Consider the following 13870-nt stretch of genomic DNA (forward strand, 5'->3'; position numbering starts at 1 on the left):
ACCTATGTATTTGTGCTTCTTAATCTTATTCGAACGGGGGAATGGGGATTAAATAATATTTAACGCTTCTCTTTTGATCGTTGCCTTTACAGGACTAAACATCAATTGCTCGCCATCTGTATGGACGGGGACCGGCGGGTCAGATAGTACAGAGATTTGCTTTCCTTGGATCAGTGTAACATTCTTTTTAAGAACGGTATGATTACCTTTAAAAGCCTTTGGAAATACGCGAAGCAAGGACCACTTATTAAGACCATGTACAATACACACATTTAATAGACCATCATTAAATAAAGCATCAGGACAAATTGTTATTCCTCCCCCATATGATGGAGAATTTGCAATGGCAACTAGCCACACTTTTTCAAAGCTCATTTCTTTCCCATCTATTACTAACCTTACCGTGGTTGGTACATAACGAATTAACGTATCTAGTAAGCTCACTGTGTAAGATAAACCACCTAAGCGACACCAATTTAAAAACCTTTTATACACTGCTTTGTTTACAGTTGCGGCAACTTGTCCATCTAAGCCAATTCCAGTAACTGTTAAACAATAGCGTTTACCAAGATCTAGAATATCGATAGATTCTGGATCATTCATTAAAATACGCTCTAGTGCTTTAAAGGGATTCATTGGGATAGATAACGAGCGAGCAAAATCGTTTCCTGATCCGGTTGGAATAATACCTAGCGGAATCGGTTGAAAAACAAGGCCATTTACCACTTCATGTATCGTGCCATCTCCTCCTACCACAATGATAATGTCTACCTTCTCATGTAATAGATCTTTAACAAGTTTGGTAGCATGGTTAGGACTATTTGTAAAACGTGTAGTATAATCAATGTCTTTAAGTAATACGCTGCGCTCAACTTTCTTCCATACGCGTCTCCCTCTGCCATTTCCTGATAATTCATTCACAATAAACCCTAACATAGACAATCAACCTTCCTTTATAAAACATTTCTACACTTTTTTATCCATTTGCCAATTTGATTCAAGGTTTGTTCTATACTTGCCAGATAGTTGTTCACGATTTATGAGTGTGTGGGACACTTCCATAATGTATTCAGATATTTGGCTGTAGCTGTTTTTAAATGGACAGTCACTTAAATCAATGGGTTCTCCAATAATCACGGTAACTTTTCGCCTTAATAGGCGTCGTTTGTCATTTATTATTAATCCTATAGGTAGTACGGGAACACGTGCTTTTAATGCGAAAAAGGCGACACCATTTTTAGGTTTTCCTTTTCTGTCTTTTTTTACCCTCTTTCCTTCTGGGAAAATACCCACTACTTCCTTTCTTTCTAATAAAGTCAGTACTTTTCTAATTGGCCTAATAAGCATAAAAGCATTGCGATCAATAGAGATAGCATTCATTGCAGTAAAAAACCACGCCCCTATTTTAGTTCGAAATAATTCTTTTTTTGCCATAAAGTAAACGGGACTATCTAAAATGAGGCCAATTAAAATAGGATCAAGGCTACTTGTATGATTAGATGATACAATCAATGGCCCTTTCATTTCATGTAATTTATCTCCATTTTTTATGACAATGTTGTATCTAATCGGAATAAGGCATTTTGCTACATACTTTATAATTATATAAACCATGGTTATCTCCTTCTTATTTAGAATCTATGTATATTTTTTATCATTTCGAAAATAATATCCCTAAAACATGGTAAAAATTAATAATAATTACTAAACCATGTACAAGGAGGTTATAAAATTATGAGCACATTTACATGTACAGGCCAGCCAGCTAATCCCTTCTCTGAATGGATTATTGATGGCATCTCAGCTATTTTTCGTAAGAAAGGTTATGAATACAATGCAATACCTAAAGATGATACAAAACTTGCTTTTCATTTTGTCGATAGAGACTCCCCTAGACCTTACCGAAGAAAATCGCAAGCCACGTTTGTAGTATCAATTGTTGAATCAGATCATTTACCTAGAGAAATTCACAAAGAAGCTTATCCATATTTAGTAAGAAGTTTAGCTAATCACCTCATGTATGTTTGCTATGGTAAAGACAAAACACAGCTTTATTTTTTAACGCCTGAACAAGGAAATTACAGTATTACGATCGATACTAATGATAAAGATGATAAAATCTTTCAAAAAATATACGAGAGACTGGAACCCCTTGCTTCATCACAACTCGTGATTGATAATCATTTTTATGAAGATTTACCTGAACATCTCTGGAACGGTGATGCCATCACTAGGTCCCTTAGTAACGCTGGAAGAAAGTTAGATCAATTAAACTTATTACCTGCTCCTTTTCCGTTAGAGGATGTGCTGAGTGATCGAGATATACGCCATTTAAAGAAATTATATGGTATCGGAGGGTTAAGTTATGGAAATTTAAGTGCTAGACAGGAGGGAACTCGTTTTTGGATGAGTGCTAGTGGCATAGACAAATCAAACATGACGACTGTTGGGCAAGATTTCTTGTACATGACAGGCTTTGATGAGGAAAAAAAAGCGATGAAGGTGAGTGTTCCTCCTCATATTAAACCGAAAAGAGCATCTGTAGACGCTATCGAACATTGGATGATTTATAAAGAGCATCCTCAAGTAGGCGCGATCATTCATATCCATGCATGGATGAATGGCATAACTGCGACCGAGATTAATTATCCGTGTGGGACAGTTGAGTTGGCTACAACTGTTGCCAACCTAGTGAAAAATTCTCCCGACCCCTCACGAGCTGTCATTGGATTAAAGAATCACGGTCTTACAATTACGGGATTAAGTCTTGATGATATTTTTGAAAGGATTGAAGGAAAAATAATCCCCCAAGTACCGATGCAATAACGTTAGTAAATCTCATTATAAAGTGGTGATGGTCAATGAGAGCGATACAATTTGATTTAAGTTTGCCTAAATATACGTTTACCAAAGGACTTGGTCGACTTAATCGTTCCTTTTATACGAGAGGACCTTTCACCTCTTTAAATTTAAGGGACGTTGCCAAACCAGAATTACCAAATGACAGCTGGGTTGAAATCGAAGTTTTGTATTCTGGCATTTGTGGGAGTGACCTTAATTTAATTACATTAAAGGACAGTCCGTCTATGTCACCTTTTATTTCATTTCCTTTCACGCTAGGCCATGAAATTATTGGCACTGTCTCGCGCCTTGGAAATCGCGTTAGTCGCTTAAAGGTAGGCGATAGAGTTGTGATTGATCCTGTATTGTCATGTGAATCTAGAGGAATAACACCTCAATGTTCTCAATGTCAAAAAGGAAATGTTAACTTATGTTTAAGGGTTCAAGATGGCGCCATTTCACCAGGGCTCATGACAGGAACATGTAAAGACACTGGCGGTGGCTGGAGTCAATTTGCTGTTGCTCATGAAAGCCAATTAATCCCCGTTCCGGACTCAGTTTCCCATAAGAATGCAGTATTAGCTGAACCGTTCAGTTGTGCGTTGCATACCGTTTTGCAAATGCCACCTAAACCACATGATACTGTCTTTGTCATTGGAGGAGGCGTGATTGGCATATGTTTAATAGCTGCATTAAAAGCACTTGAATGTGAGTGTCGCATCGTCACACTCGTTAAGTACCCCTTCCAAGGAGAAACTGCCACATCATTTGGTGCTGATGAGGTGGTCTATTATTCTAAAGAAGATGATTATGTGACCAATGTTGCCGAAGTATTAAAGGCAGACGTATTTAAACCAGTCATTGGGGAACCGATTGTGCACGGAGGAGCTGATATTGTATATGATTGTGTTGGAAACGAAAGAAGTTTACATGACTCACTGCGTTTTGCTAAAAAAGCTGGAAAAGTGGGCCTGTTAGGCTTAGCAGGAAAGATAGCGAATTTAGATATGACGATGATCTGGTTGAACGAATTAGAGATAAAAGGGACATTTTCCTCTAAAGTTGAAGGAGTGAACGGCAAGAAAACACGAGCCATCCAGTTAGCTATAGACTTGATGGCTCTAAATAAAGTTGACCTTTCATCACTCATTACCCATTCATTTCAAATCACAGAATACAAACATGCTATAGATACAGCAATGAATAAAGGAAAGGAAGGCAGCATGAAAGTTTTATTAAAACCAAACTGACAAACACCGCCTTAAGTTCATTGTTCAACGTGTCGTGAAACAATAAAATGCTTATAAATTTTAGATTTAAAACGAGATAACATCATTCGATTAGGTATTGATACCTAGATAAAAAGTTCTATTTATAATAACCGTATATATTATTTTAGTTTTTAGTTTCATTATCGATTATTGTATGTTAATATAGGTATTACTGGTTGACGTTCGGATATGAGTGATAGAAGGAAACAAATGCTTTTCCTCTTGAATGATTAAATGAAGAGCTCAATATAGTAATAATCAGTGGGCGGGACCCACACAGGAGGAATTTTTTATGACACAAGGTACAGTAAAATGGTTTAACGCAGAAAAAGGTTTTGGATTTATCGAAGTTGAAGGTCAAGACGACGTTTTCGTTCACTTCTCAGCGATCCAAGGCGATGGCTTTAAAACACTTGAAGAAGGTCAAGCTGTTTCTTTTGACATCGAAGAAGGTCAACGTGGACCACAAGCTGCTAACGTACAAAAGTAATGATAAAAAAGCCCGGAATAACCGGGCTTTTTTATTTTCTCTCTATTTCCTTGTTATGCCATTACAGAGCCACATAAATGCCACTCCTTATGATTGCTTTTTATGTATCGATCACTTTCATACATCATTCATCTGATACATACCTCCTCCTCTAGCCCTTTTTAAACCTTGAGAATAAGAAGAGTCTCAACTTGATTGTTCAATAGGTTAGTCTCTTCTCTATGCGTATTACCCAACGTTTTTTAGAAAAAAGGTTAAAAATACATTGACCTATATGGGTTCATGTGATTAATGCTTCTACCAGATGTAGCTCAATCGTCCCTTATTCTGATAAGTGTATATTAGCCACGAATCGCGACTTTTTCGCAGAAATAAATCTGGTTTTTCCTTTTACTTTTGCTCTGTTGCAGTGGCTACTAGTTCAACCTTTATTCTATTAGGATCTTCGAAATAAACGGCATAATGAGAAAGCCCTCCTGCATAAGGGTGCTTATCTTTATATAAAATTGTGATGCCACGTTCTTTGAGAAGCGAGGTAAAGTCATCTATTTCTTCTTTTGTATCGAGATGAAAAGCTAGATGATTCACCCCTGTTCTACTCCGGTGATAACCAAACGGAAGGTGTTTTTCTCTCGTCTGTACAAATACAATGTAGGTCTCGTCTAACTTCCAACTTTGTCCCTTTTCCCATGACTGATAAACGCTGTATCCTAGTTTACTTAAAAACCATCCCCAAAAATAAAGGGATGTATGTAAATCCGCTACATTTAATTCTATATGATGAAGAAGTCCTTTTTTTCTCATCAGTTATCCCCTATCCCATTGAAAATGGATAAAATGAACATGATGTTTATTAAATAAAAAAGCTTGATCATCTTCTTTCACAATATAAAATTGATTTTTCTCAAGCACACGCTGTGAGGAGATATTATGGTTGGTCGTTTTTGCTTTTAAACATTTTAAAGGTATATCAGGTGTTGTTAGCAAAAATTGCTTTAATGCTTTTGAAGCTAGCCCTTGACCACAATAGTTCTCTCCAATTCGATACCCAATGTTGCCACATTCATTGTCGATATCGGTTATATTTAATCGTCCGACTAAATCATCTTGGTTATTCATGATGAGATAGTAATACGATTTCTTTCTGTTTTGTTCATCTATTAGCTGCTCTATTACCTTATTAAAAGTATGTTTCGTGTTATACGTTTCTGGTCTAGGCGGTACCATTGATTCAAAAAAATATTTGTTCTCTTTTTCAAAATAAAATAGTCTCTCCCGGTCATCCATAGTTAGTAATTTTAATGTTATCATGTTCTACTCCTTTGATCGTCCTATCACGTCAATAGACTTTTTTCGCATAACACGAACTTCAATCAGTGGGCGTTTTTAGGGGTGCTTATCTGTGATAAAATGTCATATGTGGCTTATCGCTTTTGTAATAATCTAACCTATCTTGTAAAGATCCAGTGTGAAACTCAAATTTGTGACCATCTGGATCTGTAAAGTATATTGATTTTTTATCACGTTCATCCCGTTTTCTCCCAGGTAATATGCACACATTCAACTGGTATAAACGGTGATACATTTTTTCATAGTCTTCTTCTGCAATTGTAAAAGCGATATGAGTGTAAGACTCTTTAATATCATTTCGTGGTATATGTTTTTCTTCATTTAACGCTAGCCAGATACCGTTTAAGTCAAAATAAGCAGTGCTACGACCTTTTACTAACAACTTAGCATCAAAAACCTTTTCATAAAAATGTATAGATGTCTCTAAATTAGAGACGGAAAAAAGAAAGTGGTTGATCCCTTTTATCACCGACTCCCGACTCCTTTATTAACTAGTTTTATATATCCATCTTATCATATTTTATACACTTACTGATAAACTTGCTAAGAAAGCGTTTGATTGCTTCCGTAAAGAGCTTTTTAATAAATTAAAAATAAAACTTTTCACTATGGATCTAGACATATGGATTGAGCTAGCGTGATAGGTCGTGCAAAAAATGACAGTGTGTTTGTTTTCTTCCTTGTACCTAAACATCTTGTGTTATTATCTTTTGATTGATAAGTGAAATTTCATTATTTGTCACTGAATATCTAACAAACGTCGCACTAGAGGTATTTTTAATCAAGTAAAAAACACTCCTGTTAAGCTTTTTTTATTTTTAAAATAAAATACACTAAATGATGACGAGACGCCGTATGATGCTACGACAAAAAAGGCAGTTATGTATAATCAACTTTCCCATTCAAGGAACTCTAATCGATTTCCAAAAGGGTCATTAACATAAAAGCGTTTGGCTGAAGGTAAGTTGTCATCGTGTTGAATCGTTATATGATGATCTTTAAAAACGTTTTCTATCTCCTTCAAAGATTCTACTTCAATTGCTGGATGAGCCTTCTTAGCTGGCGAAAACCCTTCTTCAACACCTATGTGCAAATGAATATCGTCATAGCGAAACCATGCTCCTCCACGCTTCTCAAGAGAACGGGGTTTTTTGACGATGTCAAAGCCGAGAATGCCATTATAAAAACGTATGGCCTCTTTTTCTGAGCCTACTGGCGCAGACAACTGAACATGATCAATTTTTTTGAACATCTTCTCAACTCCTTTAATCTTTTTTTATTATGAGAATGAACGAAAATGCCCACTGATTAAAGGGGCTTTTTTTATATCAAGGCATTAACTAGTCATTCCTTTTTACTGTAGATGTTCGCTTTCACACATGGGTTCCCATGCGGCACGTCACGTGAAATATCTCACCCCTATTTGTCAATTCACCGTTAACGACATGATCATTTGCTCTCCAATAGGTCCCATCTTTCGTTTGCCTGTATCTTCAAAGCCTGCCTTTATATAAAGGCTTTGTGCTGGGGTATTACGCATATTCACAGCAAGAACCACTTCTTCACATTGGTGGAAATGATCTGATATAAATAGGGGGAGTTGTTTCATTGCTTGTCTAGCTACTCCTATCCCTTGGTAAGCAGTGTCAATTGATAAAGAGGTAAGAAGAACGCTCCCTTGTTTCGACGAATACTCTTGTACTCTTAACCCATTATTTAAGAGAAAAAATCCCACAGGTTCTTCTTCATATGTAATAACTACTGGAAGCTGATCCGTTGTTAAGTTAGCTAATACTTTTATTGGTAATGACGTAAACACTAGTTGATTTTCCGATAAAGAGAATCGTGAAAGACGGGGATAAAAAGATGTATTATAAGGTACTAATTGTACAGGTAATGGCATGTCTGACTCCTTCTGAACGATAGTAGTAAACGTATAAATATTGTATCTAATGAATAGATGTAGCCCAGCGAACACGTCTAAAAGCCTGTTCGTCTTTCAAAAAAGTAATATAACTGTCGACATGACGCCATGCTTGCTTTTCTGGGGTTTGTTATTTTCTTTTGCTTAATGAGTGTGTGTCGTTGGTTGTTGATAACGCCAAAACTAAGAATCCCATTATAAAACATATGGCCTCTTTTTCTGATCCTACTGAATCAGACAACTGAAAATGAGCAATTTTTTTAAACATCTTCTCAACTCCTTTAGTCTTATGTGTTAAGCATACTTGATAGGAGTTAATAGCATTATTTTTTACTAAGGGATAGTATCAGGAAACTTATAACGTAAAGCAACAGTTATTACCTGTACTTTCAACCAATTCAATGCCAGGATATTTTCTTTTATTTTAAATAAAACTAGCGCTTACTGTTTAGTGAAAACAGCTTAACATTTGCACACCATCAAGTGATTCCCATAAGGATCTTTAAAATTAAAATAATGATTATGCTCAATTTCTGTTGTTATTTCAACATTCTTTCTTTTTAGAAACTCATAGGCAGCTTGGATATTGTTGGTATCAAAATGAAATAGCGGCGTTTTAAAAATATTTTCTTCTGAATAAATCTTACTATCTAATACAATTCCAGTTCCTGTCGTTGTTGGTATTATGAATAAATGTTCAAATAAAATCTCTCCTTCTGCCTTTAACCCGAAAATCTCACAATACCAATTTTTAGCTTCTTCAATGTCACGAACAGGAATAAAAACTGTTCCTATTTTGTTTAAAATAGCGCTCACAACGCACCCCCAAAGAATTAAATTAATTATCGATTTAATCTTCTTTATTGGACAATCCCTTCCCTAAAACAATTTTAATGCAGCATCATTTTATTTTTACGATTGTCCAATTATTCAGTTAATTAATTCACTATATCAATAGAGTGTCATAACCAATATTAATGCCATCCTTCTTACATTGCGTGATCGAGAGTATCAATAAGAAAGGTACAACCTAGCACATGCACCTAAAAGAAGGCTTAGAAAATTGGACATGTAAAGTCACTAACAGTTGATCGACGCGGTTACCACCTACCTTGTTTCGCAAAGAGGCGTAATATGTTACGTACGTCATTTGATGTCTCTTCCTCAACCGATAAACCATCCCTTTTAATGTAAGCTATTTAAAATGATGACTTGCTTTGTCTTTTAACGGTGATCGGCATCACAGATAAAATATTTTGTTTCTTAAAATGACGAATTTGTTTACGCAGATGGCAAAAACCAGTTACTGAATTATTTGTAATTTTGTGAATTGTAAGTGTTCGTTTTGTGACAAGGCCTTTATTAGACATATAAATCATTTCTACAGGAGAAGCAATCTCAACTGAACGCTTTAAAACCCCCTCCATAATAAAGCCCCCTTTAGTAATAAGATTTATATGTCTATTTTACAAACATACGTTCTTGTTTGCAAGTAAAATATTTGACTTCACATTCACATGTTATGGAATGAACATCATGACCTCTTTAATTGATGAGACTTGTGTAATATCTCCTTTTTTATATTCTTTATCTATCCCAATCCCAAAACCCTTCATATTAAGTGACTGTGCTAATAGCATATCTGCATCAGAATCACCAATCATCACGGACGTATTTAAATCTATCTGCGGGTATTTATCTACTGCCTGCATAATAAGACCCTTTCTAGGTTTTAGACATGAACACCCAGCATCACGCCTATGTGGACAATAAAAAATATCAAGAACGCAAATGCCCTTCTCCCCAAGCTTTTGCAACATTTTCTCCGTTATCTGTTCGTATTGTGCTTGTGTAATATATGCCTCTTCGATAAGGTATTGATTCGTCACTATAATAATGTCATATCCTTTTAACGTTAAAGTGTGTAGAACATTAATTGCTTCAGGTATAAATACAGGAGCTGTCACGGACGTCCATACTTCATCTGAATAATCTTCTATAATAGTGCCGTCTCGATCTAAAAAAGCCACTTTCATAGATGCCTTCCCCCCTCCCTCTTCATACAAAATGTGTCTAAAAGCAAATGATACAAACTTCATTATACTACGTAGTATAATGACATCCCTTTTTTCATGATCTGTCCTTTTTCCTTCATCACGAACATATACTATTTCTTAATGGTGATCATGTTTGTTTCACAAATTTCCAGTAGCTTAAAAACTATCGTATTAAAATTACGTTAAATTAAGTAAGTTATTTAATTGTTAAAAGGAATTGTGAACCTATATATAGAATTATGTCATGAGACCGAAGCGGAAAGGAGATTTACAGATGACTGATAAAGTAAGCTGGGGTATCCTTAGTACGGCCAATATTGCTAAAAAATCGATGGTTCCAGCGATACATGAAGCAGAAAATGCAGAGTTAGTCGGAGTAGCTAGTGAAAGTGGTAAAGCAAAGGAAACGGCAGAACAGTGGGGAGCACATAAGTATTATGAGTCATATGACGCCCTTCTTAATGATGACACCATCGATGCAGTTTATATTCCTTTACCTAATGCCTTACATAAAGAATGGGTTATAAAAGCCGCACAGCATAAAAAGCATGTGCTTGTAGAAAAACCTGCTGCAATAAACTCAGCAGACATTGTCGAAATGAATGAAGCGGCTAAAGAGAACCATATTTTTTGGATGGAAGCGTTTATGTATCAATTTCATCCGCAACATCAGTGCGTCAAATCATGGCTATCTGATGGCCGAATTGGAGATATTACGAGAATTAGGGCTTCCTTTTCATTTCCCCTTGAACTAGCAAGCAGTAATATTCGACTTAACAAGGATTTAGGTGGAGGAAGTTTATACGATGTTGGCTGTTACTGTGTTCACGTAAGTCGATTTCTTCTTGAAGAAGAGCCAATTAAGGTTTTTGCCACCGCAAGAAAACTTGCAAATTCAAACGTAGATGTAGCCACTTCTGCCATTTTAACATTTGAAAAAGTAGATGCTGTCATTGATTGTAGCTTTAACGAAGCTAAAGTTAACCGATATGAGGTCATCGGCACTAAAGGTAGTATTGAAGTCCCTTATGCCTTCAGACCTGACCACAATCCTGACGGTGGAAAAGGGGTTGTCATCTTAAAAAATGTTAATGGCGAATCAGTTGATTATCAATCTTTTGAAGCGAATCAGTTTACAGAACAAATAACACATTTTTCTCAATGTATTCTGTCACATAAAAGCCCTCACTATTCACCAGAGAACACCTATAATAACATGAAAGTTTTAGAAGCCTTATACAAGTCTCTAGGATAACCAAAAATGGAGGTTCGCGATTTTAATGCGCCTCCATTTTTGGTTATTTATCTCGCTTTTCCACTTCCCTATTGTGAGAAACTGGTCGTTCTTTCTCGTGATCAGGTATGCTTTCTACAGGTGTTTGATTATGTGTTAATGCTTTATTTTTGTTCGGATGACGTTTCCGCATACATACTTACCTCCTTTGATAGCCCTGTAAGTTATCATGAGCGTAGAAAAAGGTAAATATACATCGGCTTAAATAGTTAATAATAGGCAAGAGACTCTCTTATTTTAACACTTGAAGATTTACTTTGATCTCATCTTTAATGGCTGTATCCGACCATAAGTGAGGCTTCGCCAAGCCCATTCCGCCGGGCCAAATCTAAACCTTTTTAACCACATGTGACTCAAGATAATTTGGCCTGCAAATAAAATAATCGCTATGAATAGCCATATTAATGGACCTACTTCACCGAAAAGCCCTAATCCATAATTGTAGAAGATCAACGTGCAAACAATCGATTGACATAAGTAATTACTTAAGGCCATTCGACCCACAGCCTTAAGGGGTACAAATAATTTCCCCCATCCTTTTTGCACTAATAGAACTATCGTTGTCATATAAAAGAAACAAAGAGCAGGACCACTCACCATGGTTGAAGCTGTATAGGCTAATGAAGCGGCCATATTGTCTGGGCCTTGTGAAAAATAACTATATACGAACAGAATATTAACAGGAAATCCGATAATTAAACTCCATACCCAAACCTTTTGATAAAATGATAAATGCTCAGAAATGTTAGTATGTTTCTTTGTTTTTGCGATATACACTCCGAATAAAAACATACCGAGTACAATCGGCAGCATAAAAATATTACTAGAAAACATGAACCGATAATCAAATGCTCTTTGTGCGAAAATTTCTGAAATGGAACCTGAGCTATAAGCAGCAAATGCTTGCTCTGCCAGTTCTGTTCCGTAAGAGATCCCTTCTATATCGGCAGGAATCATGTCTCTTGCTGCATACATAAGAAATGCCAAAAAAGTAAAAAGAAGAGCTGGCAGTCCTATTAAACAAAAAGCCCATATAATGACCGTTTTTGGTTTCGCTTTATGAAATAATAACAAGAACACCCCTGTGATAGCATACAGCACTAAAATATCTCCATACCAGATCCCGAAAGCATGGATTAATCCAAAAATTAATAAGAAAAATAGGCGTTTTAAAAACAACCTCCGCGGATGTTTCGTTTTTTCAGCAGCTCTTTCTAAAAAAATAACAAAGCCGAGACCGAATAAAAAAGAAAACATCGTGAAAAATTTAGAAGTTGCAAAAAAATGAATGAACCCTTCTGCAAATATATGGTATCCTTCAGTCCATAAACGGTCATTCGCTAGTATAGAATAAATAAATGAGGAACCAAAAAAAGGCATGTTTGCGACGAGAATACCTAATAAAGCAAACCCTCTGATCATATCTAATTCATCTACACGTTCATGTACTGCTATTGGTTTAGAATATTTATCACTGTGATTCATCATTCAACGTCCCTCATTTCATCAATATCTATCTTCTGGGTTAACTGGAAAAGATACCTTGATCTCGTTTTAGCATGAGAAAGAAATCATCCAGACTCCCCTTAGCATCAATTGCATATTGAGGCTTGCCTCGGTCGATGACACACCCTTCTATAAGAAAGGTTTTCATTCCTGAAAGTGAAGCCGCCATATCCTCCTGCTTATCATTTCCGACCATCACACATTCACTAGGATGAACATCTAATTGTTGAGCAATAGACTCAAAATATTGTTTGTGAGGTTTGGTAAATGTACTTTCTTCATATACAGTCACTAGATCAAATGGTATATCACTAATACCGGCCCATTCTAATCGATGATGGATAGCTGCTTTAGGAAAAACTGGATTTGTTGCTACAGCTATCTTGTACTGCTTCTTTACTGCTTCTTCTACTATATGACGCGCAATAGGTTGACTATGACATAAGTAAGAAAAAGATGGAAAAGTCGTTATGTAAAATTCATCTAATTCTGGCCATATATCTTCTTTCTTTAGGCCTGTTTCCTTTAAAAAAACGGCTTCAAAGACTTTCTCATTTGTTATCGTTGAATTAGTGTCAGACATCATAGCTTTCGTGCCATTCCATAATGCTTTCGTAAATATATCTGGACTAACGATGTGTGACACCCTCGCTGCTAGTTCACTCATGTAAGTCGAGATAAATGCTTCCGTATCCATAGGAAGTAAAGTGCCATCCAAATCAAATAAAATCGCTTTTATCATGATAATAACTCCTATCTATAGTCAATAATTTGCTGAGTAGTATTCTTTTCTATTTGTATTATAAAAGTGCGTAAAAACGCTGCCCCCCATCTTTAAAGCTTTCCTTATGACCCATCACCATGAAACATAGGTGGGAAAATTATACATTCATTTATTATGGCTAAGAGTCTATGATTATAGTTTAACACCTTTTGGTAGATAATGTGAATCTCTTCTTACCCTTTTCTCTAGGACTGACACTTTTTTTCTTAGTTTGTCACTCTCAATAGGAGACAGCTGTTTTAGCTTGTCTCTTCCCATAAAACGAACCTTCAATCAGTGGACGTTTTCGGTCCTCTCCCACTGATTGAAGGTTGAGTGAAGCTGGAGATTAGCGATCTGTCTCCCCTAAATAG

17 protein-coding genes are annotated in these 13870 nt (G+C 36.1%); 4 read left to right on the forward strand and 13 right to left on the reverse strand.

Translation table 11 applies throughout. The annotated features are described in order from the left end of the window. Positions 1-48: 48 nt before the first annotated feature. On the reverse strand, positions 49-936 hold the full coding sequence (locus BK581_RS03000; RefSeq protein ID WP_078576767.1) for a diacylglycerol/lipid kinase family protein: 888 nt from the start codon (positions 934-936) through the stop codon (positions 49-51). A 30-nt stretch (positions 937-966) separates the two neighbouring features. After that, positions 967-1614, reverse strand: a complete 648-nt coding sequence (locus BK581_RS03005; RefSeq protein WP_078576768.1) for a lysophospholipid acyltransferase family protein — start codon at positions 1612-1614, stop codon at positions 967-969. A 120-nt stretch (positions 1615-1734) separates the two neighbouring features. Between BK581_RS03005 and BK581_RS03010 the strand changes: the two genes are divergently transcribed. From BK581_RS03010 to BK581_RS03020, 3 genes are all read left to right on the forward strand, one after another. Further along, positions 1735-2826, forward strand: coding sequence for a class II aldolase/adducin family protein (locus BK581_RS03010; protein ID WP_078576769.1), 1092 nt, complete (start codon positions 1735-1737; stop codon positions 2824-2826). Positions 2827-2861: 35 nt separating this feature from the next. Next, positions 2862-4091 (forward strand): zinc-dependent alcohol dehydrogenase, encoded by a 1230-nt coding sequence (locus tag BK581_RS03015; protein ID WP_078576770.1) that lies wholly within the window; start codon positions 2862-2864, stop codon positions 4089-4091. Between the two features lie 313 nt (positions 4092-4404). Beyond that, on the forward strand, positions 4405-4602 hold the full coding sequence (locus BK581_RS03020; protein ID WP_078576771.1) for a cold-shock protein: 198 nt from the start codon (positions 4405-4407) through the stop codon (positions 4600-4602). Between the two features lie 390 nt (positions 4603-4992). Here BK581_RS03020 and BK581_RS03025 read toward each other — a convergent pair whose 3' ends face one another. From BK581_RS03025 to BK581_RS03060, 8 genes are all read right to left on the reverse strand, one after another. Continuing rightward, positions 4993-5406 (reverse strand): VOC family protein, encoded by a 414-nt coding sequence (locus tag BK581_RS03025; RefSeq protein WP_078576772.1) that lies wholly within the window; start codon positions 5404-5406, stop codon positions 4993-4995. A gap of 3 nt (positions 5407-5409) precedes the next feature. After that, positions 5410-5913, reverse strand: a complete 504-nt coding sequence (locus BK581_RS03030) for a GNAT family N-acetyltransferase (RefSeq protein ID WP_078576773.1) — start codon at positions 5911-5913, stop codon at positions 5410-5412. A gap of 85 nt (positions 5914-5998) precedes the next feature. Further along, a complete protein-coding gene (gene fosM / locus BK581_RS03035) occupies positions 5999-6421 on the reverse strand; it encodes a FosM family fosfomycin resistance protein (protein ID WP_078576774.1) in 423 nt (140 codons plus the stop codon). A gap of 420 nt (positions 6422-6841) precedes the next feature. Then, positions 6842-7204 carry a VOC family protein gene (locus BK581_RS03040; RefSeq protein ID WP_078576775.1) on the reverse strand — a complete coding sequence of 121 codons (363 nt, stop codon included), beginning with the start codon at positions 7202-7204 and terminating at the stop codon, positions 6842-6844. Positions 7205-7378: 174 nt separating this feature from the next. After that, positions 7379-7855 carry a GNAT family N-acetyltransferase gene (locus tag BK581_RS03045; protein WP_078576776.1) on the reverse strand — a complete coding sequence of 159 codons (477 nt, stop codon included), beginning with the start codon at positions 7853-7855 and terminating at the stop codon, positions 7379-7381. A 483-nt stretch (positions 7856-8338) separates the two neighbouring features. Then, complete coding sequence (locus tag BK581_RS03050) at positions 8339-8692, reverse strand: VOC family protein (RefSeq protein WP_078576777.1); 354 nt, start codon at positions 8690-8692, stop codon at positions 8339-8341. 383 nt (positions 8693-9075) lie between these two features. After that, entirely contained in the window at positions 9076-9303 is a 228-nt protein-coding gene (locus BK581_RS03055) for a hypothetical protein (protein WP_078576778.1), read from the reverse strand. A 93-nt stretch (positions 9304-9396) separates the two neighbouring features. Beyond that, a complete protein-coding gene (locus BK581_RS03060; RefSeq protein ID WP_078576779.1) occupies positions 9397-9912 on the reverse strand; it encodes a D-glycero-alpha-D-manno-heptose-1,7-bisphosphate 7-phosphatase in 516 nt (171 codons plus the stop codon). Between the two features lie 295 nt (positions 9913-10207). Here BK581_RS03060 and BK581_RS03065 point away from each other — a divergent pair, with 295 nt between their 5' ends. Further along, complete coding sequence (locus tag BK581_RS03065; protein WP_078576780.1) at positions 10208-11188, forward strand: Gfo/Idh/MocA family protein; 981 nt, start codon at positions 10208-10210, stop codon at positions 11186-11188. A 43-nt stretch (positions 11189-11231) separates the two neighbouring features. Here the strand turns inward: BK581_RS03065 and BK581_RS20420 are convergent, their stop codons facing one another. The 3 genes from BK581_RS20420 to BK581_RS03075 form a co-directional block, all read right to left on the reverse strand. Next, positions 11232-11360: a hypothetical protein gene (locus tag BK581_RS20420; protein WP_257821034.1), complete on the reverse strand. Its 129-nt coding sequence runs from the start codon at positions 11358-11360 to the stop codon at positions 11232-11234. Between the two features lie 119 nt (positions 11361-11479). Then, complete coding sequence (locus BK581_RS03070; protein WP_078576781.1) at positions 11480-12715, reverse strand: DUF418 domain-containing protein; 1236 nt, start codon at positions 12713-12715, stop codon at positions 11480-11482. A gap of 37 nt (positions 12716-12752) precedes the next feature. Further along, complete coding sequence (locus tag BK581_RS03075; protein ID WP_078576782.1) at positions 12753-13475, reverse strand: HAD family hydrolase; 723 nt, start codon at positions 13473-13475, stop codon at positions 12753-12755. Positions 13476-13870: the final 395 nt, after the last annotated feature.

Source organism: Salipaludibacillus agaradhaerens (assembly GCF_002019735.1).
GTDB classification, from domain to species: Bacteria; Bacillota; Bacilli; order Bacillales; family Salisediminibacteriaceae; genus Salipaludibacillus; species Salipaludibacillus agaradhaerens.

Coding starts and splice junctions, on each gene's coding strand:
- BK581_RS03000 (WP_078576767.1), bottom strand. CDS start 936: ATGTTAGGGTTTATTGTGAATGAATTATCAGGAAATGGCAGAGGGAGA.
- BK581_RS03070 (WP_078576781.1), bottom strand. CDS start 12,715: ATGATGAATCACAGTGATAAATATTCTAAACCAATAGCAGTACATGAA.
- BK581_RS20420 (WP_257821034.1), bottom strand. CDS start 11,360: ATGCGGAAACGTCATCCGAACAAAAATAAAGCATTAACACATAATCAA.
- BK581_RS03065 (WP_078576780.1), top strand. CDS start 10,208: ATGACTGATAAAGTAAGCTGGGGTATCCTTAGTACGGCCAATATTGCT.
- BK581_RS03010 (WP_078576769.1), top strand. CDS start 1,735: ATGAGCACATTTACATGTACAGGCCAGCCAGCTAATCCCTTCTCTGAA.
- BK581_RS03015 (WP_078576770.1), top strand. CDS start 2,862: ATGAGAGCGATACAATTTGATTTAAGTTTGCCTAAATATACGTTTACC.
- BK581_RS03045 (WP_078576776.1), bottom strand. CDS start 7,855: ATGCCATTACCTGTACAATTAGTACCTTATAATACATCTTTTTATCCC.
- BK581_RS03075 (WP_078576782.1), bottom strand. CDS start 13,475: ATGATAAAAGCGATTTTATTTGATTTGGATGGCACTTTACTTCCTATG.
- BK581_RS03040 (WP_078576775.1), bottom strand. CDS start 7,204: ATGTTCAAAAAAATTGATCATGTTCAGTTGTCTGCGCCAGTAGGCTCA.
- BK581_RS03060 (WP_078576779.1), bottom strand. CDS start 9,912: ATGAAAGTGGCTTTTTTAGATCGAGACGGCACTATTATAGAAGATTAT.
- BK581_RS03020 (WP_078576771.1), top strand. CDS start 4,405: ATGACACAAGGTACAGTAAAATGGTTTAACGCAGAAAAAGGTTTTGGA.
- BK581_RS03005 (WP_078576768.1), bottom strand. CDS start 1,614: ATGGTTTATATAATTATAAAGTATGTAGCAAAATGCCTTATTCCGATT.
- BK581_RS03030 (WP_078576773.1), bottom strand. CDS start 5,913: ATGATAACATTAAAATTACTAACTATGGATGACCGGGAGAGACTATTT.
- BK581_RS03025 (WP_078576772.1), bottom strand. CDS start 5,406: ATGAGAAAAAAAGGACTTCTTCATCATATAGAATTAAATGTAGCGGAT.
- BK581_RS03055 (WP_078576778.1), bottom strand. CDS start 9,303: ATGGAGGGGGTTTTAAAGCGTTCAGTTGAGATTGCTTCTCCTGTAGAA.